Raw genomic sequence first — 18,583 nt, forward strand, 5'->3', positions numbered from 1 at the left:
GTGTAAGAAATAGCTTACACAGCTTTCGGCTTCTGACGAATGGTCAGGTCAAGTGTATTGACTTATTCTTTGTTCATCGGCACATGGAACTGGGAACGGAACATCCCACTAAGGAAGACGAAGCCGATGGAAGCATCACGGAACGGATGCAGGAAAGGAAAGCCAATAAAAAATAAAAAGAATACTTGTGAAAGCACAACCTCATAGACCCGAGTTTTGCAGGATGCAGAACTCGGGTTTTGCTTTTGTGATATAGAATTTTTTGCTTTTCTTTTGATCAATTTCTTTATACAGTGTGCCAAGAAAAAAACGATGAATTTCCAATAAAAATATAGGTATGAGACGTTCTATGCTGTACGAATGGCACCAAAAAATATTGCAGATTACACACTTATCCACCGATGCACTTTCCATTTACCTTGGCTTAATACTGTTCTTTTTTGTGGCCTTTTGCCATCACCGCCAATTGAAATCACCTTATGCGATTTGGACTGTTGTGGTCGTCGCAGTGGGATTGGAATTGTTTAATGCACGCCATGATATTTTAGATAGAGGCTTTTGGCGTATAGGGCAAAGTTTGAAACATATTCTAAATGTCATGTTGTTGCCGCTAATTCTTTGGTTGATGTGCCGATACCGTGTATGGAAGGGCTAAGTGGAAGCCCGAAATTGAAGGGCTAAATGGAAGGATTAAATCGCCAGTTAAAAAATCCTAATAGAAAAAAAGATATTGTGAAATTCACAATATCCTTTCTAGATGCTGATCTAGGTGCTTAATTAAAAAAATTTTCCGAGCGCTATCCTGCACAGCAAATATCTATGGTGTGTAGTCAATTAAGCTGAATGCTGAGAGGCTACTTGCGTATACAACTCCAAAGTCTGATCACACATCTCTTTTAAACTAAACATGCTGATAGGCTGCACGTGTTGTGGTTGGTCTAAATGCAACTTTAAGGTTTCGAGTAATTGGGTTTCATCATCGACAGTGACTAAACCTTGCGGATAGACATTCGATAAAATTTCAGCTACGCCACCACGGTTCCAACCGATCACAGGTGTACCTACAGACAGTGCTTCGAGTACAGTCCGTCCAAAGGTTTCCGCTTGGCTCGACAAAGATAAAACCAAATCGCTAAAAGCTAACCATTCACGGATATCTGAACGATGACCGACAAAAGTAATCCGATCACTCAGCCCTTTAGCCGCAATACTGTCTTGCATTTCTTGTAAATAAGCCGCTTTTTTCGGATCAGCACCACCGACCACCACGGCATGTACGTCGGGATACTGTGTTTGTAGCTGTTCCATTAAATGGATCAGGGTTTCATGACCTTTCAAACGGGTGATACGGCCTGGTAAGCAAATCAGACGCTTATTTTCTAGTTCAGGGAAATCTTTTAGGGTTTGATTGAGCCACTGTGCTGAGGGTTGATAACCATGTGGAAAAGCAGCGGGGTCAATGCCACGATAAATACGCACAATGTCCTTGGTAGGACAGTTTTTGTAGTTGTCCGTGATGTATTTGACAACACTATCCGAGACCGCAATGACTTTTTCAGCCTGCGTCATGATTTGACTATAGCGATTAATCGAATAAAAACCATGTACAGTTGAAATCAGGTGAGGTCGCTTGTTTGCAGGAATCCCTTTGAGGGCAAAATGCGTGAGCCACGCAGGGACACGTGAGCGCACATGCACGATGTCTGGTTGATGTTGCTCAATCAGTTTACGTAGAGGACGAATTTGCCATAAGCTTGATAAGGCTTTTTTATGGATTGCGAGCGTGAGGTGAGTTGAACCTTCAGCTTCCAATTGAGTTACCATGCGACCACCATTTGAAACCACTAAGGACTCATGACCGGCGGTCACTAAAGCACGAGCTATTTCTAAGGTTCCTCGCTCGACACCACCACTGTTCAATTCAGGTAAAAGCTGCATTACTTTCATAGCATTTCTCTTTTTTATGTGCTGAGTTGAACTCAATAGATTTTGTCATAGCCTTGAGGGCGGGTTTTAAAGCGGCGATGGAACCACATGTATTGCATCGGTGCGATTCGTAGCTGATTTTCAATAATTTTATTGGTTCGAATAGCATCCGAAACTTCATCTTCACTCGGAAAATTATTCAAAGCAGGTTCAATCAGCACATGATATTGAGGGTTGCTGATGTCGCCATCTCGATAAAAATACAATGGGATCGCCACGGCTTTAGCAATTTTTAATAAGCGACGATGCGCAGTAACAGTGGCTGCGGGAGTACCAAAAAATGGTGCCATGACCCCTTGTTTTAAACCAAAGTCCTGATCGGGACTGTACCAAATGGCATGGGCATTTTTCAGATTGCGAATCAAGCCACGCATATCATCATGGTCGATTTGGTTGGCATAGATGGTGGCACGGCAACGCACAATCAACATATCCAACAGCGGATTATTTTGCGGACGATAAACCACATCCGGCTCAAAGAACTGTGCGCATAAATAGCCACCAGCATCGAGCAGGGTAGAATGTGTGCCGAGGAGTAAAATACCTTTGCCTTCAGCTTGTGCATTTTGAATATGTTCTAAGCCTTCAATTTGCACCCGATTTTTGAACCACTGCGGACTGTACCATGCATTTAAAGTTTCAAAAATGCCAATCATTTGGTCGATAAAAACCTGTCGTGCATTGGCCTCAACCTGTTCTGCTGTCCATTCAGGAAAGCAAACTTCCAAGTTGCGAATCGTGGTTTTACGACGTGATTTGAGATTATTAAATGCGACAGAACCGAGGAATTGCCCAAGTCGATACTGAATTGCCCACGGAAGAATCGCCAAAATCATAAGAAATACAATCCCTATCCAAATTCCCCAATACTGAGGAAGTAAGAAAGACCATTGGAATTTTCCGGGTTGATATGTTGGCTTTTGACTCATAGGGCTAAATCAAAGATTAAAAAATAGGGTTCAGTTTAGCATGAAGCTGAATTGAAAGAGAAAGTTCAACCTCATGCTGCATCAGACTTAACCTTTGACTTAACCTTTGACTAAACCGCCATCGACAATCAAATTCTGCCCGGTGACCGCACGTGAGTAAGGGGACAAGAACATCATGATGGCCGCAGCAAATTCTTCAGGCGTGGTCACTGTGCGTAAAGGTGTCGATGCCGCGATTAAATCAAACACGGCATCGGGTGTCGCTTTACTGGCATCGGTGCTTTGTAATAAGCCACCAGAAAGCATATTGACGTTAATCCCAAACTCACCCAGTTCATGCGCCGCTGTGCGGGTGAAGGCCAACAGCGCTGCCTTTGCTGCAGTGTAGTCGTGGTAAGGCACGACAGGGTTTTGTACCAGGTTGGTACCAATATTCACAATGCGACCAAAACCCTGTGCTTTCATCTTGGGAAGCGCCGCTTGAGTGGTGTTGAGTGCAGCGACGACTGCTCCATCAAATTGTTGCTGTAAGTGCTGTGCAGTCAGTTCTTCCATTTTAGGACGGGCATCGCCATTAAATTGAAAATGGATGAGGGCATTATTCACGACAGAGGTGATTGAGGCACCAAAATGTGCTCTTGCTGCGGCAAAAAGCTGTTCTACTTGAGCTTTATCAGTGACATCTGCTTGATAGGCAAACACTTGCTGAGGAAATTCGGTAGTCAATTGTTCTGCTGCAGTTTGACTGGATAGATAGTTCACGACCACGCGTGCGCCTTCAGCTATTAAAGTTTGGCTAATTGCCAAACCGAGGCCACGTGCGCCTCCTGTAACTAAGACAATTTGATCTGAAATTTGCATGTTCGTGACCCAATCTAATGTTGAGTGTCACCATAGCAAGCTTTTCACATTAGCGGAATCGTCTTTACAGACGCTGCATGCTCCAATTTGAAACTGAGTCATCCGATCTAATAATTCAGTCGAGTCATACGAGATAAAAAAAGCCGTATCGAAATACGGCTTTTTCTGTGTGGAATATTTGTGGACTTAGCCTTTAGCGAGCATTTCTAGCTCATCTAAACGTTCCATTTTTTCTAGCATTTCGTCATCAATTTCAGCAAGACGCTGTGATGCTTTAGTGGCAGCATCGGCGTCAGTCATGAACCAAGAACCGTCGGCTAATTTTTCAGACAATTCAGCTTGCTCTTGTTCTAATGCTTCAATTTCAGTCGGTAGTTGTTCTAGGGCACGTTGGTCTTTATAGCTGAGCTTGACTTTTTTAGGCACGGCAGCGGCAGCCGCGGCTTCGGCTTTAGCCATGGCTTTTTTCACATCGCTTTTTTGATCCACGACAGTTTGGTCAGGACGCTGTTCCAAATAGTCTTGGTAACCACCGATGTATTCATCGATTTGACCTTTACCATCAAAGACCCAAGTCGACGTCACCACGTTGTCCATAAAGGCACGGTCATGCGAAATCAGTAACAGTGTGCCTTTGTACGCGCTGAGCATTTCTTCTAACAGTTCAAGCGTCACCATATCCAAGTCGTTGGTCGGTTCGTCCATCACAATCAGGTTCGATGGTTTCAGTAGCAGTTTCGCCAACAGAATACGGTTACGCTCACCCCCAGACAGTGCTTTAACTGGTGTACGTGCGCGTTCTGGAGAGAATAAAAAGTCTTGTAAATAACTGTAGATGTGACGACGGCTACCGTTTACATCGACATGGTCTGAGCCTTCAGAGACGTTATCTTTCACTGATTTTTCAAGATCAAGTGCATTTCGAAGCTGATCAAAGTAAGCAACTTCAAGCTGTGTACCTGTTTTTACTGTACCAGTATGTTCTTGCTCACCCAAAATAGCTTTAATGAGGGTGGTTTTACCCACACCGTTGTCACCGACTAAACCGATACGGTCACCACGTAATACCAGCGCCGAGAAGTCTTTGATGATTGGAGCACTGTTGCCAAATTGCACAGCTAAGTTTTCAATTTCAAAGACCACTTTACCTGAGCGCTGCGCATCTTGCGTTGCCATGCTCACTTTACCTTGTTGTGAACGACGTGCTTTAGACTCTTCACGCAACGCTTTTAAGGCACGAACACGACCTTCGTTACGGGTACGACGCGCTTTAATGCCCTGACGAATCCACATTTCTTCTTCAGCGAGTTTTTTATCGAATAGCGCATTTTGTTTCTCTTCCGCTTCCATTTGCTGAGCTTTGAGTTCGAGGTAACGTGAATAGTTGCCTTCATAGCTACGCAAAATGCCGCGGTCAAGTTCCACAATACGAGTCGCAATATTGTCGACAAATGAACGGTCATGCGAAATAAACAACAGGGTTAAGTTGTTTTGATCGAGTAAGAATTTTTCGAGCCATTCAATACTTTCAACGTCCAAATGGTTGGTTGGTTCGTCGAGTAGCAATACATCGGGCTGCGTTAAGAGAGCACGTGCCAATAGAACACGACGCTTACGACCACCAGACAAATCTGCAAGGTCAGCTTCTGGGTCTAGGCCCATTTTACTGAGGATAGCATTTACTTTGGTTTCAAGTGACCAGCCATCCATTTGATCCATCTGATGTTGTAGGTTACCCATGCGCTCACAGGCGTCCATATCGCCGAGTACGCAGGCTTCGCTGGCTTCATGATAAGCACGCAGTACAGTAGCAGCTTCACCTGCACCATCGGCTACAATATCAGCAACTTTGCCCGAATCCATGGGGACATCTTGCGCAAGCATTGAAATCGTAATGCCATTTTGTAATGAAACTTCACCGCCGTCTGGCAATAAAGTTCCCTCAATCAGTTTAAGTAAAGTAGACTTACCTTCACCATTACGACCGATTAGACACACTCGCTCGCCACGTTCTAAACTGAAGTTCGCGCCGTCGAGTAGGGAAGGTCCGCCAAATGCAAGCTGGACGTCCCTTAAAGTAATATAGGCCATAATGTTTCCTGAAATCTTATATGAGGAGTGTAAATTGACTACACAACAAAATCTTGATGAACAGGCGTCATTTTCCGCACCCATTGAAGATTTGCAAGTCCGAATTGCATTTTTAGATGATTTAGTTGATCAACTGAATGATCAAGTTGCGCGTCAAAACGCCGAAATCGCTGATTTAAAGAAACAAATGCAGATGTTGTATCGTCGTATTGAATCGGCAGATTTATCTGAAGGTATTGCGGCATTTGACCCAATGACCAACCGCCCACCGCATTATTAATGTCACTATTGAATGACAGGCAGATGACGAATCAGCGCCAAAGCTGTGGATTGGTGTAAATTTATTTGACCTTTTGCAGCGTGACAGGTCTAATGCACCGCATCTGCTGATCGAAACCCATTATTTCATCTCATGAGTCAAAAAGTTGTCCTGCTAGATTTGGAAAATAACCCGCCTACAGCAAATCTATTGCGCAATATCATTGAACATTACAGTACTTTGTATGTGTTTAGCTGCAATGGAAAATTTGAATATGCACTTGAAGATTTGACTGAAATTGCAGGGTGGATCGCGAGTGGCCAATTGGTGGTTTTGGATATTCCAGAAACGCCGCAAAAAGAATTTGAATATGCGGTGATTGTGGGGCAACTGATGGCCTTGATGGATCCAGATGCGCATATTGAAGTGATTTCAGCAATGCCTGATATTGAATTATTGATGGAACAATTGAACGGCTCTGGACTCAGCGCACATCTTATTCAAATTCAATCAGAACAAGAAGTTTCACATAAAGTTAAGTATAAAATTCCTGACCTAGAAACCATTCGGAATAAACCTGATTTATTACTGATTAAACACTATTGTGATGGTCTGGAAAAACTCAGTGGCAAGCCAAACAGTTTGGATAAACTGAAAAACTCGCTGATGAATATTTTGCAAGTCTCTAGCGAAAAAGCTCAGCATTTGGTCGGTATGTTGATCAATCTAAAAATCGTCAAACGCTTTGATGAGCAAATTTCGATTCGAAAAAAAGTACTCAAACAATGGGTGCAGCTAGATTTAAATGCGACTGCTGAAACAGCATTGCCCATCAAAACAGACCTGAATGCATTTAGTGCTTCACTTGAAGATCAAACCTCAAATACTGATGATACGGCATCGATGATTCAGGCTGCACAGCAAGGCTTATTTAAAAATTTTAATAAAATTGACCCTGTGCAAATGGAAGTGATCCGAAAATTGCATGAATTAAAGTCAGATAAACCAAAAGATATCTACGCCTTACGTGATTTATTGGAGCAAATGTTCCCACAATCTGATGTTCGACTATTACTTAAAGAGTTGATCGAAAAAGGATATATCTATTGGAATGGTCACGAAGTGCTGTATAGCCACGAGATGTTCCTGAATTAATTTTATCGAGTGAACTTGCGTTTTATATTGCGCTTATGCAACTCTAATAAAGGAATATAAAGGTTGTGCTATGGAAAATACTGGAATCTGGGTTACCGTTTTTATTGTGGTCTTTGTACTTGGGTCGATTTTTGGACTTCGAGTAAATCCTAGAGAAAAAGCCTTGGGCATTATGCGCGAGAAGGCGCGTAAGATGGGGCTGCATCCACGTTTAGTGGCTGCACCTGCTTGGACCAAGATTCCAATGGCTTCTGAAAAACGTGCCAGTATGGTGGCGTATTACAGTGTGCTGATTCCAGATGCGCGTTTGCCTTTAATGCGTGCTTTAGTGGTCGATGACAAACTTGAACTGGTACATGGTGATGACAAGTTCAAGGATTTAGCCATTACATTAAAGGGCATTTATGCTATTGATATGCAGGCAAACTGTGTAGGACTCTATTGGAACGAAGAATCTGACTTAAGGGCCACACAGCTTGATGATATGAAAGCATTTTTACATTCATTGGCTGAACTTTAAATTTTAAAAAACCTATTAAACAGGAATGATGGTTAACTATGGCGAACGCTCCTCGGTCCACATCTAAAAGTACCACAGCAAAATCTGCCGATGCTGGGAAAAAGCGTGCGTTAGTGATTGTGGAATCGCCTGCAAAAGCGAAAACAATCAATAAATATTTGGGCTCTGATTACATCGTGAAATCATCGGTGGGTCATGTCCGTGATTTACCTACAGGCGGCTCGAGTAAAACAGCAGAGAAAAAGCCAGTAACTCGTGCAAAATTAACTGAAGCTGAAAAAGCCAAAAAAGCACAAAAAGCTTTGGTTAATCGTATGGGTGTAGACCCTGAAAATGACTGGAAGGCACAGTACGAAGTCCTACCGGGCAAAGAACATGTTGTTGCGGAACTGAAAAAGCTTGCATCGCAAGTTGACGAGGTCTATCTCGCAACGGATATGGATAGGGAAGGAGAAGCAATTGCTTGGCATTTAAAAGAAGTCATTGGCGGTGACGACTCACGTTATCAACGTGTGGTGTTCAACGAAATTACCAAAAATGCCATCCAAGAAGCGTTTAAACATCCTTCTCGCCTCGATACAGATAAAGTTAATGCTCAACAAGCCCGTCGTTTCCTCGACCGTATTGTGGGCTTTATGATCTCGCCACTCTTATGGGAAAAAATCGCCCGTGGTTTATCGGCAGGTCGTGTGCAATCTGTGGCTGTTAAACTTGTGGTTGAGCGTGAACGTGAAATTCGTGCCTTCATTCCAGAAGAATTTTGGCAAGTTTTTGCAGATACCAAGTCGAAGAAAGACGATATCCGCTTAGAAGCAGTGAAGCAAAATGGCAAGACTTTAAAACTGCACAATAAAGCTGAAACGGATGCTTTACTGAACCTGATTAAAGATGCCGACTACACAGTTTCAGCACGTGAAGACAAACCCACCAAGGTTAATCCAAGTGCGCCATACATCACGTCTACATTGCAACAAGCAGCAAGTACACGTTTAGGTTTTTCTGTGAAGAAAACCATGATGTTGGCACAGCGTTTATATGAAGCCGGCTTTATTACCTACATGCGTACAGACTCAACATTCTTGAGTGATGACGCTGTGAATATGGTTCGTGGTCATATCGAAACTGAGTTTGGTCAAAAATATTTACCAGCTAAACCAAATCGTTATGGCAATAAAGCCGGTGCGCAAGAAGCCCATGAAGCGATTCGTCCATCGAATGTCGCGTTAAAAGGCGATAGTTTGGTGGGTGTAGAGCGTGATGCACAGCGTCTTTATGACTTGATCTGGCGTCAGTTTGTGGCATGTCAAATGACACCTGCAGAATATTTATCATCAACGATTTTAGTCAATGCCAATGGTGTAGAACTTAAAGCTAAGGGCCGTACATTGGTCTTTGATGGTTTTACCAAAGTTCGTGGTCAAAACAAATCGGATGATGATGTACTGCTACCTGCTGTAAAAGTCGGTGAAGTACTGAAGCTTGAAAAATTAGATCCATCTCAACACTTTACCAAACCACCTGCGCGCTTCACTGAAGCATCATTGGTCAAAGAGCTTGAGAAAAAAGGTATTGGTCGTCCATCGACGTATGCTGCGATTATCTCAACCATTCAAGACCGTGGTTATGTGAAGCTCGATAACCGTCGGTTGTTCGCCGAGAAAATGGGTGAAATCGTGACAGACCGTCTCGATGAAAACTTCAATAACTTGATGAACTATGCATTTACCGCAGACCTTGAAGGTCAGCTAGATAAAGTCGCGGATGGTGATCGTAATTGGAAAGAGTTACTCAATAGCTTCTACGGTGATTTTAAAACACGCTTAACCACAGCTCAGGGTGAAAATGGCATGCGCCGTAATTTACCTGTAGAAGTGGATGCTGTGCACTGTAAAGAATGTGACCGTCCGATGCAAATTCGTACAGGGACTACAGGCGTGTTCTTGGGTTGTTCAGGTTATAACTTACCGCCAAAAGAGCGTTGTAAGGGAACTTTAAACCTGACACCTGTAGAATCATTGGCTGCACTGTCTGACGATGACTCGGCAGAAACAGCAGATTTGATGTCGAAAAAACGTTGTCCAATCTGTGAAACAGCCATGGATAGCTATGTGATTGATGGTGGGCGTAAGTTGCATATCTGTGGTAATAACCCAGACTGCGCTGGTTTTGAGCTTGAAGAAGGTGAGTTCAAAATCAAAGGTTATGATGGCCCAACCATTCCTTGCGACAAATGTGATGGCGAAATGCAATTGAAGACAGGCCGTTTCGGTCCTTACTTTGCATGTAATAGCTGTGACAATACACGTAAAGTGTTGAAGAACGGTCAGCCGGCACCTCCACGTGTAGATCCAATTAAAATGGAACACTTACGTTCAACCAAACATGATGACTTCTTTGTCCTTCGTGATGGCGCAGCAGGTTTATTCTTAGCTGCAAGTAAGTTCCCGAAAGTACGTGAAACTCGTGCGCCTAAAGTCGCGGAACTACGTTCTGTCGCAGATCAATTGGATGCGAAATATCAGTTCATCTTACAAGCGCCGGATGTCGATCCTGAAGGAAACCCAACATTGGTGAAATTCAGCCGTAAAAACCAAGCGCAATATATTGGTTCTGAAAATGCTGAAGGCAAACAAACCAAATGGTCTTTGGTGTACCAAGACGGTAAGTGGGTTGAGGCTTAAGCTTTAAAACCAATAAAATGCTGACTTCGGTCGGCATTTTTTATGTCTTTTGATCAAGGCTTTTTTTAAAGTAAGTAATCGATTGAGCTTTTAAATTGACCAAGACATTCTACGAATGTTCTGTTTTAATTCTGAAAATAAACGCTAAAAATTAATTGAGATCTTGGGGAATGTGGAAAAAAATTCGGGTACTGTGCTTATTGCTGATTTTATTGGTTGTTGCAGTCAATGCCTATAAAGACAAAAATCAAGACTGGAGTAAACCGATCTTTGTATTGTTACATCCAATTAATGCAGATGGTCGAGAGAGCACACAAGCTTATATACAGCAGCTCTCTGTCAATGATTTAAACGATGTTCAACAATATTTACAAGCGACAGCACAGAAATACCGAGGGCAACCGACTTATGTGTATTTTAAGTTAGGCCGCGAGTTGAAAGTTTTACCTCCCAAAGTACCTAATGATGCTGGCATGTTGGACGTTATCTTATGGAGTTTGAAATTCCGCTACTATGCTTGGCAGCAGCATGAAAATGTAGATGGTGTTTCGAGTGTCACGCTATTTTTAAATTATTACGATCCGACCCAAACCAAAGAACTTAAACATTCCACAGCCTTGGAAAATGGTCGAATTGGATCGGTGAATTTATTTGCATCGAATAAACAGACAGCGCAGAACAAAATCGTTTTAGCCCATGAGTTATTACACGCTTTTGGTGCAACTGATAAGTATGATTTGGCTACAGGTCAGCCAATCTTCCCTGTCGGTTATGCAGAACCCCAAAGGCAGCCTTTGTTTCCGCAAAGCAAAGCTGAACTGATGGCAGGGCATATTCCTACCTCACAGACGCAAAGTAAAATGCCTGAAGATTTAGCTGATACTGTGGTGAATGACGTCACAGCGATTGAAGTGGGATGGAAAAAATAATGTGGATAAAGCGTATTTTATCCACAGTTTCAATTGGCAGTGTGGATAAGATTTGGACTTTTCTTTCATTTTTCTTCATCATGAAGTTGCATAATCCATTGAATAACGAATAACTTGAGAAAAAACATGAGAACAGTAGGCAACGATTTAATTCGCAGTCAGCTCCATGAAAACCGTAAGTGGTATCTCGGTTTAGGTGCTTTATTGGTGGTCTTCGGATTGGTCCTTTTGGCAGCTTTGCCATTTGCGACACTTACGGTGATTTATATTTTTGGTGTGCTGATGATGTTAGGTGGCGTAATCCATTTCATTGCAGCATTTAAAATTTTTGAAGGCGGTTACCGCTGGTTCTGGGCACTATTTGGTGTGCTGTATTTGGTCGCAGGCTATTATGCATTTTCAACGCCTGTCAAAACGGCCATTGTCCTGACCAATTTATTGGCGATTATTTTGATCATTGCAGGAGTCATCCGTATCTTTAATGCTGTGCTATTTCGAGCATTTCAAGGCTGGGGATGGACGCTATTTTCAGGTCTATTGACCTTGATTACGGGTGTGATCATTTTGATGTCGCCTGATGCGCCATTTTGGGTATTAGGATTATTCTTGGCGGTTGATATTTTATTCCAAGGGGTCAACTACCTTACTTTGGCTTCTTATATTCGACGTGAAGTGCCGAAAAGCTCGGCAGAGCAGTAAGCTGCTTGCGTCTCCGATAAATAAAAAAAGAGTGCTGAGGTACTCTTTTTTTATTCACTTTTAATGTGTACAACCCGTTAAGGTTTAACGCTATAGCGGCTACTAATTGCAATTCGGTTCCATGTGTTGATGACAATCGCGAGCCACTCAATCGCACTGATTTGTTCATCTGTTAAAAAGGGCAAAGCATCTTCATAAACTGCATCGGGAACTTGGCCTTCAGCAATTAACGTGATCGCTTCGATCAAGCTCAAAGCTGCACGTTCTTTTTCATCGTAGTACGCAGTTTCACGCCATGCATTCAGTAGGCTAATACGTTCAATGCTTTCACCTGTTTTCAGTGCATCGTGTGCATGCATACGAATATAGAAGGCACATTCGTTGATTTGGGATGCACGTAATTTGAGTAAATGAGCTAATCCTTCACTTAGGCCAGCTTCATTTATTTTTTGCATTGCCAGTGCATCAAGTTCTGCAACTTTTTTATATAGCTCAGGTGCAGACTGACCTAGGTTGATTCGTGACATTTCGAACCTTTCTGATGTTTTTAGATATACCTGCTATTTTAAAACCGTTATGGTTGAGGATAAATTTTATTTTGAGCATTTAGATGACCACTTTTGTTCTTGCGCCAGATTCATTTAAAGAAAGTATGAGTGCTCAACAAGCCTGTGACGCGATGCAGCGTGCAATTTTAAAGCTCATACCTGACGCCAATGTCATCGCTGTGCCAATAGCAGATGGTGGTGAGGGAACTGTAGATGCGTTACTCAGTGCTTGCGACGGCCAAAAAGTGACGATAGCGCTTACAGGTCCTTTGCCCAATCAAGCTGTGACGACGTATTTCGGTTTGATCGACGGTGGAAAAACTGCGGTGATTGAAATGGCAAAAGCCAATGGAATTCATCTTGTCGATATTGCTCAGCGAAATCCTTTACTGACGTCAACTTATGGTACGGGCGAAATGATCCAGGCTGCTCTAGACTTCGGAGTAAGTAAAATTATTATTGGCTTGGGCGGGAGTGTGACCAATGATGGCGGTGCAGGTATGGCGCAGGCCTTGGGGGCACAATTTTTAGATGAAAATGGCTTGGAAATAGCAGTTTGTGGTGGTTGTCTGGATCAAATTAACAGTCTTGATTTGACGCAGCTCGACTCACGTTTAACGCACACAGAGATCATCATTGCTAGCGACGTCATGAATCCATTATGTGGTGAAAATGGCGCATCCCATATTTTTGGCCCGCAAAAAGGAGCAACGCAGGAGATGGTGCGTCAGTTAGATCGGAACCTCAATCATTATGCCAATGTCGTTGAAGCGACACTGGGTTGTACTTTACGTGATGTCGCAGGTGCAGGTGCTGCAGGTGGATTAGGTTTTGGGTTGATGGCTTTTGCGGGTGCATCGATGCAATCAGGTGTGGAATTGGTCATTGAACAATGTCAGTTGAATGAAAAAATAGCACAGGCAGATTATGTGCTGACAGGTGAAGGGAAAATTGATCATCAAACTAAGTTCGGTAAAACGCCATTTGGTGTGGCGCAAGTTGCAAAAAAGTTTAATAAACCTGTGATCGCCTTTACTGGTCTAGTGGGTGAGGGGATAGCAGAACTCTATGATTTAGGTTTCACACAGATTGTTGGGATTAATCCACCAGATTGTAAGTTGGAAGATGCATTAAAAAATGCGGAACTAAATTTGGAACATTGCTGTCGAAATGTGATGAGATGTTTGAAATAAAAATCAAGGTAAAATTTATGAATGCATTTAGCGAGTTTTAAGATAATCATAGTTAGAAAATATGATTAATTTGGTTGAGAATCTTTGCAATATTTTTCCATTGGTTTTTGATTTTTTGGAATTATATTTTCAATGTTTTTTATATTTTCTATTGCATTTTCTTTTGCCCGTTTCGCTTTTAATAATTCAGAATTCTCTGAAGCAATTTCATATTGTGCTTTACTCATTTTATAAGTTGCACATAAATTATCGGATATAAGCTTATGATTGCCAGAAATTAGAGCTACAGCTAGATCATCATGGAGTTGAATTCCTTTCTGATTATTTTTACTTATCAAGTGATCAAATTCAGTTTGAGTCAATTTTTTTTGCGTAAGATGGATGATTTGTAAATATTAAAAGTAATAAAACTGGCTGAAGGAAATGGCTAATTAGCTTAAAATTTTTCATAAACTTATCTTTTTCTAGTTGTAATTTTGATCCTACATTAGCATGTATTTTTTTTCAATCTGCTAAACTATACCTATCCATGAAATGATGAGTACATATGAGTTTAGCCAACCTGATTGATGAATTAAATCCTCAACAAAAACAAGCCGCAACAACAGAAGCACAGCATAGCTTGGTTTTGGCAGGAGCAGGTTGTGGTAAAACCAAAACCATCGTGGCGCGTGCAGCTTATTTAATTGATCAAGGCGTGCCTGCTAATCAAATTCAAATTTTGACTTTTACTCGCCGTGCGGCCAGTGAAATTGTCGCTCGTGTGGAGTTGGCTCTGGGTGAGCAAGCTAAAGGGCTACGTGCATCAACCTTTCATACCTTTTGTATGTACCTATTGCGCCGCATTCCAAAAGCTTTTGGTCTAGAACAGTTTTCGATTATTGATCGTGATGATCAGCTCATGATGTTCCGCCTGATTCGTGGCCGTGATGATAAGAAAAACCCCAATCACTTGCCCAAGCCGAAAGAACTCTGTGATCTGTATTCCTTTGCGCGGAATACGCGCCAAAAACTTAGCATTGCCATGGAAAAGCAAATGCCAGAGTACTTTGCGTTGAAAGATCAAATCGCGGATATCATGAAAGAATACGAAGCCCGTAAACGTGCGCGTAGTTTTTTAGATTATGACGATATCTTGGCGATTGTGGCGAAAGCCTTGGCAGAATCAGATGGACTGGTCGATTATGTTGCTTCGATTTGTCGCCACATGTTGGTTGATGAAATGCAGGATACCAATCCGCTGCAATGGGCGTTACTTGAGCCACTAAAGGACCGTGCCAGCTTGTTCTGTGTCGGCGATGATGCACAGTCCATTTACGGCTTCCGTGGTGCAGACTTTGAAAATATTCATCATTTCAAAGAGCGTGTACCCGACGTACAGATTTTCAAACTCGAAAAAAATTATCGTTCAACCCAAGAAATTTTAGATCTGTCAAATTGGTTGTTGGATGAAAGCGAAATTAAATATGACAAACGCCTAGATGCCTATCGTGGTGAAGGTATTAAGCCGAAAATGCATATTTTCCCGAATGAGTTTGATGAAGCCAAATGGATTGCCATTGATATCAAAGAGCGTCATTACCTCGAAGGCAGCAAATGGTCGGATCATATGGTGCTTGTGCGTTCAAGCTTTGCCGCTCGTCATATTGAAGCAGCCTGTATTGCCGCAAACGTGCCGTATCGCTTTATCGGCGGAATGAAATTACTTGAAACAGCCCATGTAAAAGACTTGCTCAGTGTGCTGCGTGTAGTGGCCAATCCTTTAGATGATATCGCGTGGATGCGCTTTTTAACCTTGTGGAATGGTGTGGGTGATGTCGGTGCGAGTAAGTTATCGCAGCAGATTTTACTTGAGCCAGAAATGCAAGCCATTGCAACCAAGTTGGAAAAATTTGGCAAAGTACCTGACCAAGCAATTCTGATGATGAAGCAAATGTCGGTGTTGAAAGATCAGGTCAAAGAATGTGTAAGCTTGGCTGTTCAAGCGATTTCTGAGCAGCTGGAAGAAAACTATAAAAAAGATTGGAACCGCCGTGTCGGGGATTTTGATCTGGTGAAACAACTGGCATCCAAACATACGCAGTTGAGTGAATTCTTAGAAGAATATGTGCTTGACCCAGTTTCCATTTCTGAAATTGAACGCCAATCTGATAGTGATGTCGTGACCTTAATTACCATTCATTCGGCAAAAGGAACGGAGCAAAAAGTCTGTTATGTGGCGAATGTCACACCAGGGCAATACCCGCATGCACGTGCCCAAGGCAATTTCGATGAAGTGGAAGAAGAGCGCCGCGTGTTATATGTGGCGCTGACACGTGCGCAAAATGAATTGATTTTGACCAAGCAAAACTTGAACCACTGGGCACGTGAAACTGTCGATGAGCAAGGGCGTAAAGTAGAAAGTTACTTTATGAATGATTTAACTCGAAATTTATGTAGTTTGGAAACACACTATAAAACCCGTCAACAGACTGTAAAAAGTGCGTTAATCGAAAGAAAATCGATTAATTTAGATTTTGGTATCGATCTCGATTAAAATAGATTTTTGACGTGATTTACACGCGAGTTAAAAAGCAAAATAGACAAATGCTTTTTGATGATGCTGTCTATTTGGAAGATTGAATGAAAATTTTAGTACGTAACTTAGAGCGTTCAGTTACTGAAGCAGAATTGGTTGAACTGTTTAAACCATTTGGCGCAGTAGAGTCTGCTGTTGTTGTTATGGATGCAAGCACAGGTAAATCGAAAGGGTTTGGTTTTGTCGAAATGCCAAATGGTCGTGAAGCTGTGAAAGCAATTAAAGGCCTGAATACTTTGAAAGTCAAAGGTGCAGGTATTCGAGTAAAAGCGGCTGAAGATAAGCCTAAAGCATAAATTCAAAAAGGAGCGTAACGCTCCTTTTTTTATCGGTGATCTATGAAAAAACGCTACTCGGCTTTGTCCATTGTTGCGCCATCTAGTTCGAACATTGCGTGTGGGCTTAAAACGCTTGGAGTCCGCTCATGGCAGCCCGAACATTTGCCTTTAAAAGATTTAGTGATCGTGGAAAATCAACGCTACTTACATGAAAGCGGAGATGAAGATATTGGACGTGCAGTGGCGATGGTCGATGTCTATGACGTTCATGCATGGACTGAAACAGAGGTAGAGCAAGCGCAGGCGACCTATTGGGCCGCAGGGTACTGGGCTTGGCGTCTGGAAAATATCAGGATGATTGATTGGGATATGCCTGTTCCTGCAAAGCGTGACATTTATTTAATTGAAATCGATCATCCATAATATTTATTGTGAATTTCCTAAAAATCCGTTTAAGCTTATTCATGTAGAAAAACGCCAAAATTTAGGGAATTGTTCATGTCTCGTGTTGCTCGCTTTCATGCTGATCGTACCAATCAAAAGTTATATTTTAGCCGTCTTGCATGTCAGCAAGCCGAGCAGACCGATCATGTTCAACAAGCTCAGGCTTATCGCGAAGCAGCGGTTTTTCATTTACATGGTGCAGTACTTGCGTTTTTACAAGAGTTGGTGCGTTACTATCGTTTAAATGATCCTGCACCCACGTTAAAGTCGATTGAAACACTGATGGCTGAAAAAGGTCAGGTATCACCTGAAGTGACTGTTATGCAGCAATTGGCCAAGCAGGGTTTTATTGCAGAGCTGAAACGTGCACATCGTATGTGTCAGTATGCACCTGAACCATCTGCACCAGAGCCAGAAGGTGAAACATCTTCAAATTTAATTATTAAAGTCACTCAAACACCGCAAGCATGGTTGCCAGATACCGCTATTTTGCGTGAATGGCATCGTGATCTAACCCAATTGATTGATGGATTTCGTAACGAGATGGTGGAGTTCTAATCGGACTATTGGTACTTGAAATAAATTCATTTAACCCGATATAAGATTATCTAAGTAATACAAAGTGCAGATGCCTTTGTCACCATGTTGCGCATGGAGGGATATATGTCTATAGAACAGTTGAAAGAACTCTTTGGGAACCAGGAAGCGATTTTAGAGCTGGTTCAATTGGAAGGTGGTGAGTTGGCATTGCGTAATGCAGGCTCAGAAAAAGAACCTTTGGTGACTATCCAATTCAATGAAGAATTGCGCAATATTTTGGGCGATCAAATGAATGTGATCGCTCAGCAAATGATTCAGGCTGCACTGTTTGGTTTGTTAGAAAAACAAGTGGATGAATGGCATGCCGAAGTGGTCGATGAAAAGCCTAAATATATGAGCTAATCATATAGGCACTGATTTTTAGATCATGATGAAAACGCACCTTTTGGTGCGTTTTTTTATACCAAAAATGGCACTTAGACTTTGCCCAATTCAGCAGGTGAGATCAGTATCGAACCTAAAAATACAATGAAGACCCCGATGAGCTGTAAGAAAAATGGATTTTTGGCATCTTGCCAATACAGAATTAGAAAGACGATGGAAATGGGATAAAACAATAGACAGCCCAGTCCCCATAAAATACTGGTTTTAAATGCAGCGATGAGAAAGCCCAGACCGCCAATTAAAATAATGGCAAAGCCTAAATAGAGAATGAACATGTTTATCTCGTATCTTGTTTGAAGTTTTTAAAATGATGCTTTGTTTGGTGCTAATTTTATCAATATATTTTTTAAATTCAATTATTTGTGATTTTAATATTACGGAATTTTATCTGTTTAAAAAAAGGCGATGCTTAAATGCACCGCCTTTTTGGTAGCCATCCTAAGCGCTT

Annotated in this window: 20 protein-coding genes; 13 read left to right on the forward strand and 7 right to left on the reverse strand. The window is 42.0% G+C overall.

Annotation, left to right across the window (positions count from 1 at the left end; genetic code table 11):
• The first annotated feature begins 349 nt into the window (after positions 1-349).
• Complete coding sequence (locus FTT77_RS04850; RefSeq protein ID WP_257220972.1) at positions 350-655, forward strand: hypothetical protein; 306 nt, start codon at positions 350-352, stop codon at positions 653-655.
• Positions 656-834: 179 nt separating this feature from the next.
• On the opposite strand, the gene FTT77_RS04855 is transcribed toward FTT77_RS04850, so the two are convergent.
• The 4 genes from FTT77_RS04855 to FTT77_RS04870 all read right to left on the reverse strand — a co-directional run bounded on the left by FTT77_RS04855 (position 835) and on the right by FTT77_RS04870 (position 5,867).
• Positions 835-1,947, reverse strand: coding sequence for a glycosyltransferase family 4 protein (locus tag FTT77_RS04855; protein ID WP_180007156.1), 1,113 nt, complete (start codon positions 1,945-1,947; stop codon positions 835-837).
• Between the two features lie 32 nt (positions 1,948-1,979).
• Positions 1,980-2,915 (reverse strand): lauroyl acyltransferase, encoded by a 936-nt coding sequence (locus FTT77_RS04860; RefSeq protein WP_180109031.1) that lies wholly within the window; start codon positions 2,913-2,915, stop codon positions 1,980-1,982.
• A 99-nt stretch (positions 2,916-3,014) separates the two neighbouring features.
• Positions 3,015-3,776 carry a 3-oxoacyl-ACP reductase gene (locus tag FTT77_RS04865; RefSeq protein ID WP_180066295.1) on the reverse strand — a complete coding sequence of 254 codons (762 nt, stop codon included), beginning with the start codon at positions 3,774-3,776 and terminating at the stop codon, positions 3,015-3,017.
• A gap of 186 nt (positions 3,777-3,962) precedes the next feature.
• Entirely contained in the window at positions 3,963-5,867 is a 1,905-nt protein-coding gene (locus tag FTT77_RS04870; RefSeq protein ID WP_180073312.1) for an ATP-binding cassette domain-containing protein, read from the reverse strand.
• A gap of 34 nt (positions 5,868-5,901) precedes the next feature.
• Between FTT77_RS04870 and FTT77_RS04875 the strand changes: the two genes are divergently transcribed.
• The 6 genes from FTT77_RS04875 (at position 5,902) to FTT77_RS04900 (ending at position 12,110) form a co-directional block, all read left to right on the forward strand.
• The gene (locus FTT77_RS04875) at positions 5,902-6,147 is read left to right on the forward strand and encodes a SlyX family protein (protein WP_078189840.1); all 246 of its coding nucleotides are present in this window, start codon (positions 5,902-5,904) and stop codon (positions 6,145-6,147) included.
• A gap of 132 nt (positions 6,148-6,279) precedes the next feature.
• On the forward strand, positions 6,280-7,281 hold the full coding sequence (locus FTT77_RS04880; RefSeq protein ID WP_180109030.1) for a hypothetical protein: 1,002 nt from the start codon (positions 6,280-6,282) through the stop codon (positions 7,279-7,281).
• Positions 7,282-7,351: 70 nt separating this feature from the next.
• On the forward strand, positions 7,352-7,801 hold the full coding sequence (locus FTT77_RS04885) for a hypothetical protein (RefSeq protein WP_078189705.1): 450 nt from the start codon (positions 7,352-7,354) through the stop codon (positions 7,799-7,801).
• A gap of 38 nt (positions 7,802-7,839) precedes the next feature.
• The gene (gene topA, locus FTT77_RS04890) at positions 7,840-10,482 is read left to right on the forward strand and encodes a type I DNA topoisomerase (protein ID WP_180109029.1); all 2,643 of its coding nucleotides are present in this window, start codon (positions 7,840-7,842) and stop codon (positions 10,480-10,482) included.
• A 170-nt stretch (positions 10,483-10,652) separates the two neighbouring features.
• Positions 10,653-11,411: a hypothetical protein gene (locus tag FTT77_RS04895; protein WP_180007163.1), complete on the forward strand. Its 759-nt coding sequence runs from the start codon at positions 10,653-10,655 to the stop codon at positions 11,409-11,411.
• Positions 11,412-11,537: 126 nt separating this feature from the next.
• Complete coding sequence (locus FTT77_RS04900) at positions 11,538-12,110, forward strand: HdeD family acid-resistance protein (protein WP_180010185.1); 573 nt, start codon at positions 11,538-11,540, stop codon at positions 12,108-12,110.
• 77 nt (positions 12,111-12,187) lie between these two features.
• Here the strand turns inward: FTT77_RS04900 and FTT77_RS04905 are convergent, their stop codons facing one another.
• Positions 12,188-12,637 (reverse strand): carboxymuconolactone decarboxylase family protein, encoded by a 450-nt coding sequence (locus tag FTT77_RS04905; protein WP_180073302.1) that lies wholly within the window; start codon positions 12,635-12,637, stop codon positions 12,188-12,190.
• 83 nt (positions 12,638-12,720) lie between these two features.
• On the opposite strand from FTT77_RS04905, the gene FTT77_RS04910 reads away from it, so the two are divergent.
• On the forward strand, positions 12,721-13,851 hold the full coding sequence (locus FTT77_RS04910) for a glycerate kinase (RefSeq protein ID WP_180109028.1): 1,131 nt from the start codon (positions 12,721-12,723) through the stop codon (positions 13,849-13,851).
• A gap of 65 nt (positions 13,852-13,916) precedes the next feature.
• Here the strand turns inward: FTT77_RS04910 and FTT77_RS04915 are convergent, their stop codons facing one another.
• Complete coding sequence (locus tag FTT77_RS04915) at positions 13,917-14,213, reverse strand: hypothetical protein (RefSeq protein ID WP_180062924.1); 297 nt, start codon at positions 14,211-14,213, stop codon at positions 13,917-13,919.
• A gap of 185 nt (positions 14,214-14,398) precedes the next feature.
• On the opposite strand from FTT77_RS04915, the gene FTT77_RS04920 reads away from it, so the two are divergent.
• The 5 genes from FTT77_RS04920 to FTT77_RS04940 all read left to right on the forward strand — a co-directional run bounded on the left by FTT77_RS04920 (position 14,399) and on the right by FTT77_RS04940 (position 18,093).
• A complete protein-coding gene (locus tag FTT77_RS04920; RefSeq protein WP_180109027.1) occupies positions 14,399-16,387 on the forward strand; it encodes an ATP-dependent helicase in 1,989 nt (662 codons plus the stop codon).
• Between the two features lie 86 nt (positions 16,388-16,473).
• Positions 16,474-16,725 (forward strand): RNA-binding protein, encoded by a 252-nt coding sequence (locus tag FTT77_RS04925; RefSeq protein ID WP_078189697.1) that lies wholly within the window; start codon positions 16,474-16,476, stop codon positions 16,723-16,725.
• Positions 16,726-16,767: 42 nt separating this feature from the next.
• The gene (locus FTT77_RS04930) at positions 16,768-17,130 is read left to right on the forward strand and encodes an ASCH domain-containing protein (RefSeq protein ID WP_180109026.1); all 363 of its coding nucleotides are present in this window, start codon (positions 16,768-16,770) and stop codon (positions 17,128-17,130) included.
• A gap of 75 nt (positions 17,131-17,205) precedes the next feature.
• Positions 17,206-17,709, forward strand: coding sequence for a DUF6586 family protein (locus FTT77_RS04935; RefSeq protein ID WP_180109025.1), 504 nt, complete (start codon positions 17,206-17,208; stop codon positions 17,707-17,709).
• Positions 17,710-17,814: 105 nt separating this feature from the next.
• Complete coding sequence (locus tag FTT77_RS04940; RefSeq protein ID WP_078189694.1) at positions 17,815-18,093, forward strand: hypothetical protein; 279 nt, start codon at positions 17,815-17,817, stop codon at positions 18,091-18,093.
• Between the two features lie 74 nt (positions 18,094-18,167).
• Here the strand turns inward: FTT77_RS04940 and FTT77_RS04945 are convergent, their stop codons facing one another.
• Entirely contained in the window at positions 18,168-18,410 is a 243-nt protein-coding gene (locus FTT77_RS04945; RefSeq protein WP_180109024.1) for a hypothetical protein, read from the reverse strand.
• Between the last annotated feature and the right edge of the window lie 173 nt (positions 18,411-18,583).

The organism is Acinetobacter sp. YH01010 (assembly GCF_013420775.1).
Lineage (GTDB): Bacteria > Pseudomonadota > Gammaproteobacteria > Pseudomonadales > Moraxellaceae > Acinetobacter > Acinetobacter amyesii.

Coding starts and splice junctions, on each gene's coding strand:
- FTT77_RS04850 (WP_257220972.1), top strand. CDS start 350: ATGCTGTACGAATGGCACCAAAAAATATTGCAGATTACACACTTATCC.
- FTT77_RS04855 (WP_180007156.1), bottom strand. CDS start 1,947: ATGAAAGTAATGCAGCTTTTACCTGAATTGAACAGTGGTGGTGTCGAG.
- FTT77_RS04860 (WP_180109031.1), bottom strand. CDS start 2,915: ATGAGTCAAAAGCCAACATATCAACCCGGAAAATTCCAATGGTCTTTC.
- FTT77_RS04865 (WP_180066295.1), bottom strand. CDS start 3,776: ATGCAAATTTCAGATCAAATTGTCTTAGTTACAGGAGGCGCACGTGGC.
- FTT77_RS04870 (WP_180073312.1), bottom strand. CDS start 5,867: ATGGCCTATATTACTTTAAGGGACGTCCAGCTTGCATTTGGCGGACCT.
- FTT77_RS04880 (WP_180109030.1), top strand. CDS start 6,280: ATGAGTCAAAAAGTTGTCCTGCTAGATTTGGAAAATAACCCGCCTACA.
- FTT77_RS04885 (WP_078189705.1), top strand. CDS start 7,352: ATGGAAAATACTGGAATCTGGGTTACCGTTTTTATTGTGGTCTTTGTA.
- topA (WP_180109029.1), top strand. CDS start 7,840: ATGGCGAACGCTCCTCGGTCCACATCTAAAAGTACCACAGCAAAATCT.
- FTT77_RS04895 (WP_180007163.1), top strand. CDS start 10,653: ATGTGGAAAAAAATTCGGGTACTGTGCTTATTGCTGATTTTATTGGTT.
- FTT77_RS04900 (WP_180010185.1), top strand. CDS start 11,538: ATGAGAACAGTAGGCAACGATTTAATTCGCAGTCAGCTCCATGAAAAC.
- FTT77_RS04905 (WP_180073302.1), bottom strand. CDS start 12,637: ATGTCACGAATCAACCTAGGTCAGTCTGCACCTGAGCTATATAAAAAA.
- FTT77_RS04910 (WP_180109028.1), top strand. CDS start 12,721: ATGACCACTTTTGTTCTTGCGCCAGATTCATTTAAAGAAAGTATGAGT.
- FTT77_RS04920 (WP_180109027.1), top strand. CDS start 14,399: ATGAGTTTAGCCAACCTGATTGATGAATTAAATCCTCAACAAAAACAA.
- FTT77_RS04925 (WP_078189697.1), top strand. CDS start 16,474: ATGAAAATTTTAGTACGTAACTTAGAGCGTTCAGTTACTGAAGCAGAA.
- FTT77_RS04930 (WP_180109026.1), top strand. CDS start 16,768: ATGAAAAAACGCTACTCGGCTTTGTCCATTGTTGCGCCATCTAGTTCG.
- FTT77_RS04935 (WP_180109025.1), top strand. CDS start 17,206: ATGTCTCGTGTTGCTCGCTTTCATGCTGATCGTACCAATCAAAAGTTA.
- FTT77_RS04940 (WP_078189694.1), top strand. CDS start 17,815: ATGTCTATAGAACAGTTGAAAGAACTCTTTGGGAACCAGGAAGCGATT.
- FTT77_RS04945 (WP_180109024.1), bottom strand. CDS start 18,410: ATGTTCATTCTCTATTTAGGCTTTGCCATTATTTTAATTGGCGGTCTG.